The organism is Amycolatopsis circi, from assembly GCF_003385235.1.
GTDB lineage: Bacteria > Actinomycetota > Actinomycetes > Mycobacteriales > Pseudonocardiaceae > Amycolatopsis > Amycolatopsis circi.
The window spans coordinates 26,078-41,614 of record NZ_PQIA01000032.1 but is presented as its reverse complement, the minus strand read 5'-3'; the positions used below and the strand labels follow the sequence as shown (position 1 = coordinate 41,614).

Genomic DNA, 15,537 nt, shown 5'->3' with positions numbered 1-15,537 from the left:
CTGCGGTAACCAACCACAGCAAACGAGGCATGCGACTCAGGCACAGCGGTCAGCGTTCGAATCGGCCGAGGCGAGCAAGCAGTGTGCCCCAGCTACTGTGACCAGCACACAAATCGGCCGAAGCGAGCAAGCTGCACGAGTCGGCAGATGGGAAACCAACCACAGCAAGCGAACCGTGCGACTCAAGTGCAGCGGTCAGCGTTCGAATCGACCGCGGCGAGCGAGCTGTGCGAGTCGGGACCTGCGTGGATCAGGCGCGGCGAGCGAGCTGTGCAAGTCAGCTACTGCGGCCAGCGTTCGAATCGGCCGAGGCGGGCAAGCCCTGCGAGTCGGCAGCTGGGCAACCAGCCACAGCGAGCGAGCTGTGCGAGTCGGCTGCTGCGGTCGGCGCGCGAATCGGGCGAGGCGAGGAAGCCGTGCAAGTCGGAAGCTGCGTGGATCAGGCGCGGCGAGCGAACAGCGCAGTTCGAGTGCCGCGGCAACCAGCCGTGGCACTCGGACCGCGCGCAGCGGCTGCCTCGGCTTTCGGGCGAATCGGCGCTGTGAGTTAGTCGCGCTGATCAGGCAATCGACCGGCCTCAGTCGGGATTCATTCAGCCGACTAGAGAACCCGGGCGCATCGGGCTGACGGGGCGGTATTTTTCTTGTGGTTTCCGGCGTGTTCACCCGGTCCGCGCGAAAAGGCCGCCCCGTTTGCGCACCGGGCGCGGGCTGCTGAATTTATTTCATGATCTCCTGGTCCACCGCGCTTTTTCCGAAACCGCTCAGGCGGGTTTGCGGGCTGAGATCAGCAGGTGCTCCTCCGGCTCCGCTCCGGGCTTGTCCGGGGCGAACGTCTCCGTCCTGGTCCCAGTCACTTCGAATCCTGCCGCGCGCACCCGGGCGACCAGGGCGTCCGCGGAGAAGCTCGTGACCCGGATCGAGTGGCCGAGGAACTCGATCGGCACGTCCTCGATGTCGGCGGGCACTGTCACCAGCGCGAACCTTCCGCCTGGCGCCAGCCAGCCCGCGATCCGGTCTAGCGCCCGCTCCGTGTCGGCCCTGGACAGCTGGAGGAACGGGAAGAACGCGCACACCGCGTCCCATGTCCCGGGTTCCGTCTCCCATTCCCGCACGTCAGCCTGCACGAACTCGGCCCCGGGCACCTGCTCGCGGGCAATCCGCACCATCTCCGCGGACACGTCGATCCCGGTCACGCGGTGTCCGGCGGCGACAAGATCCGCCGCGGCGGGACGGCCGGTCCCGCTGCCGATGTCGAGCACCCGCGCGGACGGCGGCAGCACTGCGAGCAACTCCCGCACCGCCGCGTCCACCATCGGCGGACGGCCGAACGCGTCCTCGTAACCAGCGCCGATCGCGTCGAACAGTTCCGCCGCGGTGGTCAGCTCCTCGGACATCCCAGTCTCCCTCGCCGTCGAAGGAGTCCAGGCTATCGGCCCCCACCGACAGTTTCGGTCACTCGGCGGCTTCGTAGGCGGCCGCGGCGACCACCAGATCTTCCCAGGCCATCCCGACGCTCTTGAATAGCCGAGGCCCCGAAGGCACCGCATGGCCCCGAGCCAGCGACGCGAGCGAGACAAGGTCATCCGCCGCGAGGGAACCGGATTCCATTGCCAGCATTACATCTCCGGCCTCGCGGGTAGCCGCGCCGATTCCTTCGACGACCACTGTGGACCGTCCAATGAGGACATCATCAACTTCCCGCGCCTCCGGTTCATGCGAACCGACGGCTACCACTGTGGCGTGTTCGGGGACTTTCGCGCCGTCGAAAACCGGGGTCCGCGAGGAGGTGCAGCACACGATCAGATCCGCCGAAGCCACGTCGTCCGGCGTGCCTACCCGCGCGAATGGATACTGCGCGGCAAAGGCTTCCGTCCGCTCCGGATTCCGGCCGACCACTATCACCTCTCGCACTGGCCGGACCGCGCGGAAAGCTTCGATATGGCTCTCCGCCTGCGGGCCCGTCCCGAACACCACCAGGCGTTCCGCGTCCGGCACGGCGAGCAGGTCCGCGGCCACCGCAGAGACGGCCGCCGTGCGCACTGACGTCAGCGCGACGCCGTCCAGGAGCGCCATCGGGGTGAGTGTCGGGCCGTCCATCAGCAGGTAGTGGCCTTGGATCCGCGGCAGGCCCCGTGCCGGGTTCTCCGGCGCGACGGACGCGACCTTGACCCCGGCGTAGCGGTCCCAGAAGGCGGGCATGAGCAGGAACTGCCCAGTTGGCACCGGCACGACGGACCGCGGCGGGTCCTGATCCGGGTCGAGGCCGCCGGTCAAAGCCCCGCGGACGGCGTCGATGGCTTGCTGAACGGTCGGCCGGGCATCGAGGAGCAATCGCACCGCCGCAGCATCGCACAGGGCACCGACAGAACAGTTGAGCCCCAGGTCACAACGCCTTAGATACAAGCTGGGATGCATGTTAGCGTCTCAGGCGTGAACGCTCTGAAACCCGCCGCGGACCGCGCCTACGAGCTGACCAAGGAACTGGTGCTCACCGGCGAGCTGCCCGGCGGACACCTGTTCAGCGAGGGCGAGATCGCCGAGCGCCTCGGGGTGAGCCGGACTCCGGTGCGCGAGGCGTTCCTGCGGCTGCAGGTCGAGGGGCTGCTCAACCTGATCCCGAAGCGCGGCGCGATCGTCGTGCCGATCACCCCCGGCGAGGCCGAGGACGTACTCGAAGCCCGCGAGGCAGTCGAAAGCGCCGCGGTACACCGGCTGGGCCGTCGTCCGGAGTTGATCCCGGACGCACTCGAACAGCTGCGCGCAGTGCTGGAGACCCAGCGCAGGCACGCGGAAGCGGGTGACGTGCCCGCGTTCGCCGAAGCCGACCAGTTGTTCCACCGCACGATCGTCGAGGCGGGCGGCAATGCCCTGCTGCTCAGCTTTTACACCACCCTCGCCGACCGGCAGCGCCGGATGAACGTCCACGCGCTCGCGCCGATCCCGGCTCGCCTGCCGCGAGTCGTCGAAGAACACGAAGAGCTCCTGAACATCATCGCGGAGGCCGAGACGAAGGCGGACACCTTCGCCCCGGCGCTGCGAGCACACTTGGATTCGGTGCACCGTCGATGACCACTACCACCAACAGCACTGACCGCGCTCCCCTGCCCGAAACTCCCGAAACGACCGCCCGCCCGGCCTGGTTCCCGGCCGCCGCCGCGGTGTTCGCGTGCGGCTGGGGCGGCAACCAGTTCACCCCGCTGCTCGTGATGTACCACGCCGCGGGCTATTCCGCGTTCACTGTCGACGCGCTGCTCGGCGCGTACGTCGTCGGCCTTGTGCCCGGACTGTTGCTGTCCGGCGGACTGTCCAATCGGTACGGTCGCCGCCCGGTGATGTTCGCCGGCACCGTGCTGTCGCTGGTCGCGAGCCTGCTGCTGGCACTCGGACCGCTCGGCGTCGCGTGGATCGCCGGCGGCCGGTTCCTCTCCGGCATCGCGGTCGCGGTCGCGATGGCCGTCGGTTCCGCCTGGATCAAGGAACTCGCCGACGCCGACCCGTACAGCGCGGCCGACACCGGCACTCGCCGCGCCGCGCTGTGCCTCACGCTCGGGCTCGGCATCGGTCCCGGCGTCGCCGGAGTGCTCGCGCAATGGGGACCGTGGCCGATGGTCCTCCCCTACCTGGTCCACATCGGACTCGCGCTGGTCTCGTTGGCTGCGGTCACACGCAGTCCGGAAACGCTCACTGTCCGGACCGACTCGGTCCGCGCCGCGCTTCCCGCCACCACGCGGCATCCGCGGTTCCGCCGGGTGATCCTGCCCGCAGCACCGTGGATTTTCGGCTCCTGCGGCGTGGCGTACGCGATCCTGCCGCAGCTCGTCGAGCATCAGACCGGGTCGTGGGCGCTGGCCTACTCCACCCTGCTCACCGTCTGCGCGATCGGCGCGGGCGTGGGGATTCAGCCGATCGCCAAGCGGGTCGACCGCGCCACCAGCGCGCGGGCCGTGCTCACCGGGATGACCGTGCTCTGCGTCGGCCTCGTCTTGAGCGTCTTCGCGGCGGCGCGGGAATCGCCGTGGATCGCGCTCGGCGCGGCGGTCGTGCTGGGCGCCGCTTACGGCATCGTAGTCGTGTCCGGACTGCTGGAATTGCAACGCCTCGCCCGGCCGGACGAAATCGCGGAACTCACCGGCGTGTACTACGCGCTGGCCTACATCGGATTCCTCCTGCCGTCAATTTTAGCCGCCCTGAACGGAGTAGCGGGCTACCCGGTGCTGCTCGCCTGCGTGGCACTGGTCGCGATCGCGGGAACCCTTGTGGTGACCCGGCACTCGCGCCGGCACCTGCCTCAGGACTGACCCGATTCCGGCAAACGGGACCGAATGCGCGACCGCGCGGAAATTCGGTCCCGTTTGCCGGATTTGTTTCCCACTATTGTCTCTTGTGGATCGAGAAGGAGTCGGAAAGAGTTCTGCCATCGGGAAAACGAGCGCGGCACGATTGCGCCCGATTTCGTCGGGGCCGGTAACTCACGAACCCTTCTAGCAGGAAGTGGGAACTGCACATGGGGCGTTCCTCGCGATCCGTTCGCGCCCTGGTCATGGCTGCGACCGGCAGCCTGGTGCTGGCCGGGATCACCCAGCCGGCGCAGGCTGCCGCGCCAGCCGCGGCGGCCGACACGACGCCGCAATCGGTGATCGTCGTCCTCGCGGACCAGCTGCCCAGCGCGCCGCCCACCAAGGCGGCCTCGGACACTCGCCGCGCCAAAGCCACCCAAGAACAGGACTCGGTGCTCGCCAAGCTCGTCGGCGCGGCACCGGCGAAGGTCAAGCACTTCGCTCTGGGCAACGCTTTCTCCGCCACCGTCACGCCCGCGCAGGCCGCACAGCTCGCGCACGACCCGGCTGTCTCGCAGGTGCTGCCGGACAGCAAGGTGACGCTGCCGGACGCCAAGCCGAGCGCACCGGCCGCCGCGCCGAAGGCAGGCGGACCGGCCGCGCAGTCCACGCCGAACGCGACCTGTCCGGCTGACCCGGCGAAACCGCTGCTGGAGCCCGAAGCGCTGACGTCGATCCGCGCGTACAGCACCACCGGCGGGAAGAGCGCGTCCGACCTGGCCAACGGAGCCGGTGTCAAGGTCGCGTTCCTCGCCGACAACATGGACCCGAACTACGCGGACTTCATCCGTCCCGACGGCAGCCATGTGTTCTCGGACTACCAGGACTTCTCCGGGGACGGTCCGAACACGACCGACGCCGGGGCCGAGGCCTTCGGCGACGCCTCCTCGATCGCCGCGCAGGGCGTCGTGGTGCACGACCTGTCGAAGTTCGTGAACGAGAAGCACCCGCTCCCGGCGGGCTGCAACATCGTCGTCAAGGGCGTCGCGCCGGGCGCGAGCCTGGTCGGCCTGAACGTCTTCGGCAAGACCGCCACGAACTCCGCGGTGCTGCAGGCGATCGACTACGCGGTGACCGTCGACCACGTCGACGTGATCAACGAGTCGCTCGGCCTCAACCAATACCCGGATTCCAGCTCCCGCAACCTGTTCCAGGTCTTCAACGACCAGGCAGTGGCCGCGGGCGTCACGGTCACCGCGTCCAGCGGCGACGCGGGCACCACGTCCACGATCGGCAGCCCGGCGACCGACCCGCTGGTGATCTCCGCCGGTGCGACGACCGACAACCGGCTGTACGCGCAGACCGGCTACGCGGCTTTCCCGTTCTCCAACGGGAAATGGGTGAGCGACAACATCTCCGCGCTGTCCTCGTCCGGCATCACGCAGAACGGCCGCACCATCGACCTCGTCGCACCCGGCGAGGGCAACTGGGCCGACTGCGCGCCGGCGTACTCGGAATGCCGCAACTTCAACACCGTCCCGCAGCCGACCGACCTCGAATCGTTCGGCGGCACCAGTGAATCCGCCCCGCTGACCGCGGGTGTCGCCGCGCTGGTGATCCAGAGTTACCGCAATTCGCACCACGGCGCGTCGCCGACGCCCGCACAGGTGAAGCAGATCATCACCAGCACCGCACGCGACCTCAACCTCCCGGCCGACGAGCAGGGCGCTGGCCTTCTCGACGCGCGCGCGGCGGTCGAAGCCGCGCTCACCGCTCCGGGCTCGACCGGGGCACCGGCGGGCGTCTCGTCGAACATCTCGCTGTCGACCGACCAGCTCACGCTGGAAGGCGCGCCGGGCAGCACGCAGCAGGCGGCGGTGAACGTCACCAACTCGGGCACCAAGCCGCTGACGGTCAGCACCGGCACGCGGACGTTCTCCCCGATGGGCACGCAGACGCAGACCACTGCGTTCGACGCCACGAAGCTGCCGACGTTCCCGTATTTCAACGGCACCAACTGGGCGTACAAGAAGGTCACGTTCTCCGTGCCGAACGGCGCGCAGCGGCTGCTGGCGCGGATGGCTTGGCAGGGCAGCCCGAAGGCGGTCAACGGCCAGTCGGTCACCCCGGTGGTGCGGCTGACGCTGCTCGCGCCGGACGGCACCTTCGTCGCCAACAGCCGCCCGCAGGGCGGGGCCGCGACGGCGAACTACGCCAACGTCGACGTCACGCGCCCGGTCGCGGGCACGTGGACCGCGGTGCTGTACTCGGCGTCCGGACCGGCCGGCTACACCGGTGACGTCCAGTTGGCGACCACCGCGCAGCGCGCCGTTCCGTACGGCCAGGTGTCGCCGCAGATCCTGGAACTCAAGCCGGGGCAGACCAAGCCGGTGCACGTCTCGCTGCAGACTCCGAGCAGCGGCGGCGACACGGACTACTCGATCACCTTCGGCAGCTCCGACGGCCACCAGACCTCCGTGTCGGCTGTGCTGCGCGCGCTGATCCCGACCAAGAACGGCCCGGGAACCTTCAGCGGCACCATCACCGGCGGCAACGCCCGTGCGGTGTCGCCCGCGCAGACCTTCTCCTACGAATTCGACGTGCCGCGCGGCAAGCGGGACCTCGACGTCGCGGTGAAGCTGCAGGATCCGGGCACGCTGCTCGACGGCGTCCTGGTCGACCCGAACGGCGAACTCGCCGACGTGAACAGCAACGCGTTCCTCACCTCGGCCACGACGCTGGGGCAGGGCACCGGGCTGCAGCTCGCCGACGCGAACCCGCTGCCGGGCCGCTGGCACCTCGTGCTCGTCGTGCAGAACCCGGTGACGGGCAAGCAGATCGACCAGCCGTTCACCGGAACCGTCGGCTTCGACCAGGTCTCGGCCAGCGCGCCCGCGCTGCCGCAGTCCGCGTCGCTCGCCGCGGGCAAGGCGGTGACCGTGCCGGTGACGGTGCGCAACACCGGAGTGGAGCCGATCGCGATCGGCGTCGACGCGCGCACGAACTCCCGGCAAACGCTGCAGCCGCAGCCGATCCAGGGTTCGACCGAGGTCAACCTGCCGGAACTGAACTCGGACGCGCCGGTGTACTCGATTCCGCCGGAGACGAGCAAGTTCACCGTCGCGACGTCCTCGACCGTGCCCGCGCAGGCGGAAATCCAGGGTTCGGCGGCGGGCATCGACGTGCTCGGCGACCTGAAGTCCGCGCAGAACGGCAGCACGGTGTCGGTCGCGACGATCGGCGAGAAGACCGGGTACGTCACCAAGGGCGTCTGGTTCGCCGACGTGCAGGAGATCGGCCCGTTCGGTCCGGAAGGCGCTCCCGCCGGGCACTCCAGCTACACAGCGTCGATCCAGACGGCGGGCTTCGACGGTTCGGTGACGTCGTCGACCGGCGACCCGTACGGCCAGTCGGTGGACCCGAACGGCACCGGCGGCACGCCGCAGCTGGTGAAGCCGGGCGAGACAGCGACCGTGCTGGTGACGATCACGCCGTCGGGCAATCGCGGTGCCAAGGTGGCCGGGCACCTGAACATCGTGACCGTGCCTTCGCTGCCGACCGGCGTGACCGGTCTGCCGCAGGTCGGAACCGGTGAGGTGCTGGCGACCCTGCCGTACAGCTACCGCATCGGCTGACGAGCAGGCGCCCGTATCCCAGAGGTCCGTGAAGGACTCCTTGAGGGAATCTGATTCCCTCAAGGAGTCCTTCACGGACAGGAACGGACCAGCGCGCGGAGGTGCTCGGCGTGCGCGCGTGTCATCGCCGCGCGGACGCGGGGGACGCAGCCGGTGAGCGACCCGTCAGTCCAGGCGAGCACGATGGTCGAATTCGTGGCCGCGCAATGCAGCGGCCGGTAAGACGTGTCCGGCATCGGTCTCGTCGGCGGCGCTGTCACGGTCAGGATTCCCGCCCCGTAACCGAGGCACAACACCGCCCATTCGCTGCCGGCGTAGCAAAGCCGCGGATCGGCACCGGCGTCGGCGAAGGCAGCGAGCAGTGCGCGTGTCCGGGGCTGCACTGCCTGATCGAGAAGAACGCAGCGCTGACCGGACAGCGCGGCCGGGGTGAGCGAGTCCGGAACGCCGAGCGGGTGTCCGGAAGGAATGCCGACCACCAGCGGTTCCGTGGCTACTGAAACCCATTCGAGGGCGCGTTCCCGCACTGCGTCCTGACGCAGCAGGCCGAGGTCCAGTTCGTCGCGAAGCAGCGCTTCGGCCAGCTCCGCGGCCGATTCGCCGGCCCGGATCGCCAGTCCGGTGCCAGGATTGCACCGGCCCAGCTCGCGAATCAGCCGCGGCAGCACGGGAGTCAGCACCGAACCGATCCGGATCTGCGCGGCCGGGCGCTCCAGGCCGGCGCGGGCGGCGGTCAGCATCCGGTCGAATTGCGGCACCACCGCCGAGGCGTGTTCAAGCAGAAGCTCGCCGGTTTCGGTGAACAGCTTCCCGTCCGGTCCGGCGGCCAGCAGCGGGGCGCCGATCATCCGTTCCAGCCGCCGGATCCGCAGCGCGAGTTTGGCCGGGGTGGTGCCGAGCGCGGTCGCCGCGGCGGCCACGCTGCCCGCCTCGGCGACCGCGACCAGCAGCTTCAGCTGCCGCAGCTCGAGGTCCGCGCCGGTGCGGATCAGCTGGTCCGGGCGGTCAGCCACGGCAGTTCCCCCGGAATCGCGCGCGGGCCGGCGAAACCGCCCCGTTCGTCGTGATAGGAGTCGAGGATCAGCCCGGCCAGCAGGACCGCCCGCCCGGCGACCGGGCTGTCCTCGCGATACAGCAGGAAATGGCTGGTCCGCGCCCGCAGACCGGGCACCGGCCGGTGCACCACCCCGGGCGCCAGCGGGCGGGAGGCCTGGACCAGCGTGACGTCGCCCTGGTAGCGGACGATCTCGTCACGCGGGCCGGAGACCGGCACGTAGTGGGCGATCGCCGGGGCGAATCCGTACGGGCCGCACACCCGGGCCAGGAACTCGCGGCAGCGGTCCGGCCCGGTCGAGGAGATCCACCGCTCGTGTTCCAGTTCGGCCAGGTCCACCTCGCGGCGGGCGGCGAGCGGATGCCAGTCCGGGAGCATCATCAGCAGCGGGTCCTCGGCGAGGTCGATCCGGCCGGTGTTCGCGGGAAGCGGCACCTCGCACTGTTCGGACAGCACGGCGAGGTCGAGTTCGCCGCGGCCGAACCAGACGAGCATCTCCGCGGTCGACTCGGCGGTCCGGACTTCCGCCCGGTCGCCGAGCCCGGTCGTCTCCAGCGCGCGGAGCAACGGGCCGGACAGCACGGTTTCCGACCAGCCGACCCGCAACGCGCTGTCCCGCTGGGCGCGGTGCTGCGCGAGAGCGGGCCCGATCCGGGCGGTGCGCGCGAGGATCCCGTCCGCGTAGTCGAGGATCAACTGCCCGAACGGCGTGGGCCGCACCCCGGCGCGGGCGCGTTCGAACAGCGCCCGGCCGAGGAGTTCCTCGATCCTGCGCAGTTCGCGGCTGAGGGCGGGCTGCGGCAGCACCAGTTCGGTGGCCGCGCGGTTGAGGCTGCCCGCTTTGGCGATCGCCTGGAGGTGGCGCAAATGTTTGAGTTCCAACTCCACGAAAGTCCACGATATGACTCCCGCCGGGACGAGTGCACCGGCGAAAGTGTGGCAATCGCCCGACCAAAGTAGGAAATCCTCTTTCCGAACTGCCGCGGTCGCCGTCCCGCGACGGCATAACCGGCAGGCATTACCCGCGCCGCCCGGATCCCGGCACAGTGAGCCGCACCAGTCCCGCCCCGCCGGGAGAAAACGCGGAATCGAGACGAGAAAAGGTGGAGGTTTCCCATGTTCGACGCGACTCCGCTGTCTTCCGGCTGCGCCCGCCTGTATCCGGACGTCCGGCACGCCTGCGTCGGGGTGAGCCCGTTCAACGGCTATTTCACCGCGGAACGGCTCACCCGGCTCGCCGCGTGGACCGCGGAACACTTCGCCGAGTTCTGCTTTTTCGTCCCGGACGAGGTCACCGCCTACACGCTCGAAGCGCTCGGATATCCGCCGGCCAGGGCGAAACAGAAAGCGCATCGGCAGTCCTGCCACGTGCACAACAAGATCGCCGCCGCGCTGCGCGCGCTGGACGTGTCCGACCCGGAGAGCCGGATCCTCGGCATGGCCCGGCTGCGCGAACTGCCGTCCTATCGGCGGCTGCTGGCCTCGGCGGAAAGCCTCTTCGAAACCGACGGCGCATTCCGTTCCGCCTGCTACGGCGCTTCCACCTGGGTGCTGCAGGGCCGGACCGGAAACGTGCCGGACGAGCGGGCGCTGCGGCTCGCGGTGCGCTACTTCCTCGCCGAACTCCCGTTGTTCGCCGGTTCCGGGCTGATCACCGGAAATCCGCGGTCGATGTTCGTCTACCACCAGCGGGTGCCGTTTCTGGAGAAGTTCTTCGACCGGGAATTCGCGTTCCGGCCCGAAGCCGGCCAGGGTTTCCTGGTCGTCGCCGAAGCCGCGCTGGAAGCGACGGGCCGATGAGCGACCGCCACGACGACTATTCGCTGACCCGCGTCCCGGACGCCGCCCGCCGGTCCTGGCCGTCGGTCGCGGTGCAGCGGTTCGGGCAGGTCTCGTCGTTCCAGCAGTTCATCGTCGGCGCGCTGCTGGGCTACGGCATGACGTTCTGGCACGCGGTGCTGGCCATCACGATCGGTTCGGTGCTGCTGGAGTTCATCACCGTGCTGCTCGGCATCACCGGGGTGCGCGAGGGACTGTCCACCTCGGTGCTGGCGCGCTGGGCCGGGTTCGGCCGGAAGGGCTCCGCGCTGGTCGGCCTGCTGGTGGCGATCAGCCTCGCGGGTTGGTTCGGCGTGCAGAACGGGGTGTTCGCGCACGGGATGCGCGCGCTCGGCGGCGCGCTGCCGGAATGGGGCTGGGCGCTGGTCGGCGGACTGGCGATCACCGTGATCACCGTCTACGGCTTCCGCCTGATGGCCTGGACCGCTTACCTGACCGTGCCCGCTTTCCTGGTGCTGGCAGGGTATTCGGTGCTGGACGCGCTGCACACGCACTCGCTGGCGGACCTGGTCGCCGCTCCCCCGCCGGGGCCGCCGCTGTCGCTCGGCGCGGCGACCACGCTGGTGTCCGGGGCGTTCATCCTCGGCGCGCTGATGACCCCGGACATGACGCGGTTCAACCGCACCCGCGGCGACGTGGTCAAGCAGACCGTGCTCAGCGTGACGCTCGGCGAGTACCTGATCGGGCTGATCGGCGTGCTGCTCGCGCACGCCGCCGCGACCTCGGACGTCGTCGGCATCGTCACCACCTCCTCGGGACTGCTCGGCACTTTGGTGCTGGCCACCGCGATCCTCAAGATCAACGACTGGAACCTGTACTCCTCCTCGCTCGGCGTGGTCAACGTCGTGGACGTGCTGTTCGACCGAAAAGTCAGCCGGGTGCACGTGGTCCTGGTGCTCGGAGTGTTCGGCACGGCCGCGTCCGCGCTCGGGATCGCCGACGACTTCGCCGGGTTCCTGACCGCGGTCGGCGTGCTCGCGCCGCCGGTCGCTGGGGTGCTCATCGCGGAGTATTTCGTGCTTCGCCGGTGCCGTCCCGTTTTCGCCGCCCTGCGCCGCGGACAGGCGGTCGCCGGCCGCGACTGGGAACCGGCCGCGCTCGTCAGCTGGACGCTCGGGACCGCTTTCGCGCTCGTCTTCGACTTCGGGATTCCCACGATCAACTCGGTGGTCGTGGCGTTCGTCTGTCACCTCGCGGCGGGCCTGCTGGCCCGCCGCCGGAACCCGGGAGGAACCGGCATGCTTCCGCTGATCGGCCGCGAAGAGCTGAAAACCGCGATGGACGAGGGCACGGTGATCGTCGTCGACACCATGCCGCCCGACTACTACGCGCGCGAACACCTTCCCGGCGCCCGCAACATCCCGGGCTTCCCCTACGAGCAGGCCGCGCGGTTCACCGACGAGCACGCCCCGCGGGTGGTCCCGGACAAGACCGCGGCGATCGTCGTCTACTGCGCCAACACCCCTTGCCGCAACAGCGAATTCGTCGGCGCCCGGCTGCTGGAACTCGGGTACGCCGACGTCCGCAAGTACCGCGAAGGAATCGAAGACTGGGTCGAGGCCGGCCATCCCACCGAAACCGGCCCCGCCCCCGAAGCCCCGGCGCGTCCGGCGCCGGTGCCGGTCAACCACCCCGAATAGAGGAGAGAACATGGGAACCAGAATCCGGATGTTCGCGGCCGTCGCGGCGATCACGGCGGGAGTCCTCGGCGGTGCCGCGGCGTCGCCGGCGAGCGCCGCCCCGGCCCCGGCGTCCTACGTTTCGCTGGCGCCGCAGGACGAGACCGTCATCGACGTCACCTCGGCCAACTACGACCAGGTGATGGAGATGTCCAAGACCAAGCCGGTGGTGCTGGACTTCTACGCCAGCTGGTGCGGCCCCTGTCAGAAGATGGCTCCCTACCTGGAGAAATACCACGCCGCCGACAACGGCAAGTGGATCTGGGCGAAGGTGGACCTGAGCGAGCAGGGCCAGAACAAGGACATCGCCGACAAGTACGGCATCGAGTACATCCCGACGCTGATCGACGTCTCCAGCGGCCAGGAGAAGGGCAGCCGGGTGGTCGGATTCGACGAGGGCAGCGGCCCGGACGACCTGCGCACCTGGCTGAACGGGCTCTGACATCGCCGACCGCCGCCGGGACTCCCCGAGGTCCCGGCGGCGGTCCCCCGAAGGGACAACCATGAAACGCACTCCGAAAGCCGTCGTGCTGGCGGCGCTTCTCACCGTCGCCGCCAGCGTGCTGCCGGTGGCGGCCTCGGCTTCGCCGGGCGACACCGCGGTGTACATCGTGCGGCTCAAGCCGATGGACAAAGACAAGGACAAGGTCACCGCCGCCGCGAACGCGCTGATCGCCAAGTACGGCGGCACGCTGCGCCGGGTCTACTACTCGGTCTCGCAGGCGTTTTCCCTTTCGCTGACCCGGGAGCAGCACGACAAGTACCTGACCGACTCCGCGGTCACCACGGTCGGGGACAACCAGGTCTACACCGCGGCCGGGACCCAGGAAGACCCGCCTTCGTGGGGCCAGGACCGGATCGATCAAGCGGACCTCCCGCTCGACGGCAGCTACACCTACCCGAACACCGCGGAGAACGTGCATGTGTACGTGCTCGACACCGGGGTGCGCACCAGCCACCACGACTTCGGCGGCCGCGCGCACGCCGCGTACGACGCGGTCGATCCCGACAACGACCAGAGCGGGTCGGACTGCAACGGCCACGGCACGCAAGTCGCGGCCGCCATCGCGGGCCGCCGCTACGGCGTCGCGAAAGAGGCTTCGGTCGAGTCGGTGCGCACTCTCGGCTGCGACGGCACGGGCACGTCCGAGGAGATTCTGTCCGCTTTGGACTGGGTGAACCTCAACGCGCAGCGCCCGGCCGTGCTGAACCTCAGCTTCGCCGGACCCAGCGGCACGGTCCTCGACATCCAGCTCTACAAGATGACCCAGAACGGCCTCGCCTACACCGTCGCCGCGGGCAACGGCGACGGCAGCACCGGGGTGAACGCCTGCGACATCACGCCCGCCCGGCAGACCACCGGGATCACCGTGGGCGCGACCGACCAGGCCGACCACCGGGTGCCGTCGTCGAATTTCGGCAGCTGCGTGGACCTTTACGCGCCAGGCAAGGACATCCGGACGGCGGACAACACCGGCGACTGCGCGTCCAGCGTCGTTTCCGGGACGTCGATCGCTTCGGCGGAAGCCGCCGGGGTGGCCGCGATGTTCCTGTCCGCGCACCCGGACGCCACGCCGGACCAGGTGCTCAAGGGCATGACCGACGCGGCCACGAAGGACAAGGTCGTCGATCCCGGCGACGGATCGCACAACCTGCTGCTGCACACCGCGTAACCGGCGCGGCCGGGCCGCCACGACGCCAGTGCTCCCGCCACGGATGTCACGGCCCGGTCGCACTCCGCGACACCATGACCAACGCGGGCCGCCAAAACCACCACCCAACCCGCTACCGCACACCACATAACCCGCGCGGCCGGGCCGCCACGACCCCAAGGACCCCGACCATGGACGTCACGGCGCCGCCCGGCCGCACCGCCCTCCCCCTCCCCGCCCTGCTGGCCTTGGCCGCCTCGGTGTTCCTCGGCTGCCTGACCGAGATCGTCCCGGCCGGGATCCTGCTCCCGGCCGCGGCCGATCTCGGGGTGTCCCCGGCCGCCGCGGGACAGCTGGTGACGGTGTACGCGATCACCACCGCGCTCACAGCGCTGCCGCTGACCGCGGCGTCGGCCCGGATGCCCCGCCGCAAACTCCTCCTCCTGTTGGTCGCCGGATTCGTGGCGACCAACCTGGCGATCGCGCTGTCCCCGTGGTTCGCGCTGGTGCTCGCGGCGCGGGTGGCTTCCGGGGCACTCACCGGGATTCTGTGGTCCCTCGTGGCGAACTACGCCATGCGGCTCGTGCCTGCGGAGCGTGCTGGCCGCGCGCTCGCCGTCGCGATGGCGGGCACCCCGGTCGGTTTCGCGCTCGGCGTCCCGGCCGGTGCCGCCCTCGGCGAACTCGTCGGCTGGCGCTGGGTGTTCGCCGGAATGGCCCTCGTCGCGGCACCGCTGCTGTGGTGGATCGTGGCGGTGGTTCCGCCGCTGTCCGGCGAGGAACCGGGCACCCGAACGAGTCTCCGCGCGGTGCTGCATACGCCGGGATTGCGCCCGCTGCTGCTCCTGGTGATCGCCTTTTCCCTGGCGCACAATATGTTCTACACCTACCTCGGGCCGTTCTACGCCGGTCGCGGGCATCTCGCGCTGTTGAGCGCCGGCCTGTTGCTGTTCGGTGCCGCCACGGTGGCCGGGCTGTGGCTGGTGGGGCTCGCCCTCGACCGGCATCCCCGCGCCGTGCTCACGTGCTGCGCCGCCGTCATCGCCTGCTGTTTCGGGATACTGGTCTTCGGCGGCCGCGAACCGGTGCTGCTGCTGGCCGCGTGTGCGTTGTGGGGCTTGGCTTTCGGCGGCGCGCCGACGTCGTTCCAGGCGGTCACCGCAGTCCTGGCCGGACGCCGTGCCGACATTGCGCAGTCGCTGACCATCGCCAGCTGGAACGGCGCTGTTGCCGGTGGTGCGCTGATCGGCGGCGTCCTGCCCGGCACGGCACCCGGCGCGCTGCCTTGGACGGCTATCGCACTGATGGTCGTGCCGGTTTTCCTTTCCCGTTTCATTCTCCGGGCACAGTGAAACAGCCCGCCATTCTGTGGAAAACTGTTTCAGCTCACCCGCACTG

General features: G+C 69.7%; 12 protein-coding genes and 1 pseudogene. 9 read left to right on the top strand and 4 right to left on the bottom strand.

The annotated features are described in order from the left end of the window. Positions 1–764: 764 nt before the first annotated feature. Both D0D37_RS16680 and D0D37_RS16675 read right to left on the bottom strand, forming a co-directional pair. Complete coding sequence (locus D0D37_RS16680; RefSeq protein WP_116201466.1) at positions 765–1,397, bottom strand: class I SAM-dependent DNA methyltransferase; 633 nt, start codon at positions 1,395–1,397, stop codon at positions 765–767. A 58-nt stretch (positions 1,398–1,455) separates the two neighbouring features. Further along, positions 1,456–2,340 (bottom strand): ornithine cyclodeaminase family protein, encoded by an 885-nt coding sequence (locus tag D0D37_RS16675; RefSeq protein WP_244223538.1) that lies wholly within the window; start codon positions 2,338–2,340, stop codon positions 1,456–1,458. Positions 2,341–2,433: 93 nt separating this feature from the next. Here D0D37_RS16675 and D0D37_RS16670 point away from each other — a divergent pair, with 93 nt between their 5' ends. From D0D37_RS16670 to D0D37_RS16660, 3 genes are all read left to right on the top strand, one after another. Further along, positions 2,434–3,072, top strand: a complete 639-nt coding sequence (locus D0D37_RS16670; RefSeq protein ID WP_116201464.1) for a GntR family transcriptional regulator — start codon at positions 2,434–2,436, stop codon at positions 3,070–3,072. Then, positions 3,069–4,301 (top strand): MFS transporter, encoded by a 1,233-nt coding sequence (locus D0D37_RS16665; RefSeq protein ID WP_116201463.1) that lies wholly within the window; start codon positions 3,069–3,071, stop codon positions 4,299–4,301. The genes D0D37_RS16670 and D0D37_RS16665 overlap by 4 nt, the downstream gene beginning before the upstream one ends. Before the next feature lie 242 nt (positions 4,302–4,543). Then, complete coding sequence (locus tag D0D37_RS16660) at positions 4,544–7,915, top strand: S8 family serine peptidase (protein WP_244223537.1); 3,372 nt, start codon at positions 4,544–4,546, stop codon at positions 7,913–7,915. A 71-nt stretch (positions 7,916–7,986) separates the two neighbouring features. Here the strand turns inward: D0D37_RS16660 and D0D37_RS16655 are convergent, their stop codons facing one another. Both D0D37_RS16655 and D0D37_RS16650 read right to left on the bottom strand, forming a co-directional pair. Beyond that, positions 7,987–8,928 (bottom strand): LysR substrate-binding domain-containing protein, encoded by a 942-nt coding sequence (locus D0D37_RS16655; RefSeq protein WP_116201461.1) that lies wholly within the window; start codon positions 8,926–8,928, stop codon positions 7,987–7,989. Next, positions 8,904–9,857, bottom strand: a complete 954-nt coding sequence (locus tag D0D37_RS16650) for a LysR family transcriptional regulator (protein WP_162834274.1) — start codon at positions 9,855–9,857, stop codon at positions 8,904–8,906. The genes D0D37_RS16655 and D0D37_RS16650 overlap by 25 nt, the downstream gene beginning before the upstream one ends. 228 nt (positions 9,858–10,085) lie before the next feature. Here D0D37_RS16650 and D0D37_RS16645 point away from each other — a divergent pair, with 228 nt between their 5' ends. The 6 genes and pseudogenes from D0D37_RS16645 to D0D37_RS16625 all read left to right on the top strand — a co-directional run bounded on the left by D0D37_RS16645 (position 10,086) and on the right by D0D37_RS16625 (position 15,491). Next, entirely contained in the window at positions 10,086–10,769 is a 684-nt protein-coding gene (locus tag D0D37_RS16645) for a tRNA-dependent cyclodipeptide synthase (RefSeq protein WP_116201460.1), read from the top strand. Further along, positions 10,766–11,902, top strand: a pseudogene (locus D0D37_RS47940) (purine-cytosine permease family protein); the annotation flags it as partial. The gene D0D37_RS16645 and the pseudogene D0D37_RS47940, both read left to right, overlap by 4 nt. 144 nt (positions 11,903–12,046) lie before the next feature. Continuing rightward, on the top strand, positions 12,047–12,448 hold the full coding sequence (locus D0D37_RS47935; protein WP_244223542.1) for a rhodanese-like domain-containing protein: 402 nt from the start codon (positions 12,047–12,049) through the stop codon (positions 12,446–12,448). A 10-nt stretch (positions 12,449–12,458) separates the two neighbouring features. Then, positions 12,459–12,929, top strand: a complete 471-nt coding sequence (locus D0D37_RS16635; protein WP_116201458.1) for a thioredoxin family protein — start codon at positions 12,459–12,461, stop codon at positions 12,927–12,929. A gap of 61 nt (positions 12,930–12,990) precedes the next feature. After that, positions 12,991–14,160: a S8 family peptidase gene (locus tag D0D37_RS16630; RefSeq protein ID WP_116201457.1), complete on the top strand. Its 1,170-nt coding sequence runs from the start codon at positions 12,991–12,993 to the stop codon at positions 14,158–14,160. Between the two features lie 170 nt (positions 14,161–14,330). Continuing rightward, complete coding sequence (locus D0D37_RS16625) at positions 14,331–15,491, top strand: MFS transporter (RefSeq protein ID WP_116201456.1); 1,161 nt, start codon at positions 14,331–14,333, stop codon at positions 15,489–15,491. The last annotated feature ends 46 nt before the right edge of the window (positions 15,492–15,537 follow it).

Excerpts from the sequence above, each read along its gene's own strand:
- D0D37_RS16625 (WP_116201456.1), top strand. The coding sequence starts at position 14,331 with ATGGACGTCACGGCGCCGCCCGGCCGCACCGCCCTCCCCCTCCCCGCC.
- D0D37_RS16630 (WP_116201457.1), top strand. The coding sequence starts at position 12,991 with ATGAAACGCACTCCGAAAGCCGTCGTGCTGGCGGCGCTTCTCACCGTC.
- D0D37_RS16665 (WP_116201463.1), top strand. The coding sequence starts at position 3,069 with ATGACCACTACCACCAACAGCACTGACCGCGCTCCCCTGCCCGAAACT.
- D0D37_RS16660 (WP_244223537.1), top strand. The coding sequence starts at position 4,544 with ATGGCTGCGACCGGCAGCCTGGTGCTGGCCGGGATCACCCAGCCGGCG.
- D0D37_RS16635 (WP_116201458.1), top strand. The coding sequence starts at position 12,459 with ATGGGAACCAGAATCCGGATGTTCGCGGCCGTCGCGGCGATCACGGCG.
- D0D37_RS16680 (WP_116201466.1), bottom strand. The coding sequence starts at position 1,397 with ATGTCCGAGGAGCTGACCACCGCGGCGGAACTGTTCGACGCGATCGGC.
- D0D37_RS47935 (WP_244223542.1), top strand. The coding sequence starts at position 12,047 with ATGCTTCCGCTGATCGGCCGCGAAGAGCTGAAAACCGCGATGGACGAG.
- D0D37_RS16645 (WP_116201460.1), top strand. The coding sequence starts at position 10,086 with ATGTTCGACGCGACTCCGCTGTCTTCCGGCTGCGCCCGCCTGTATCCG.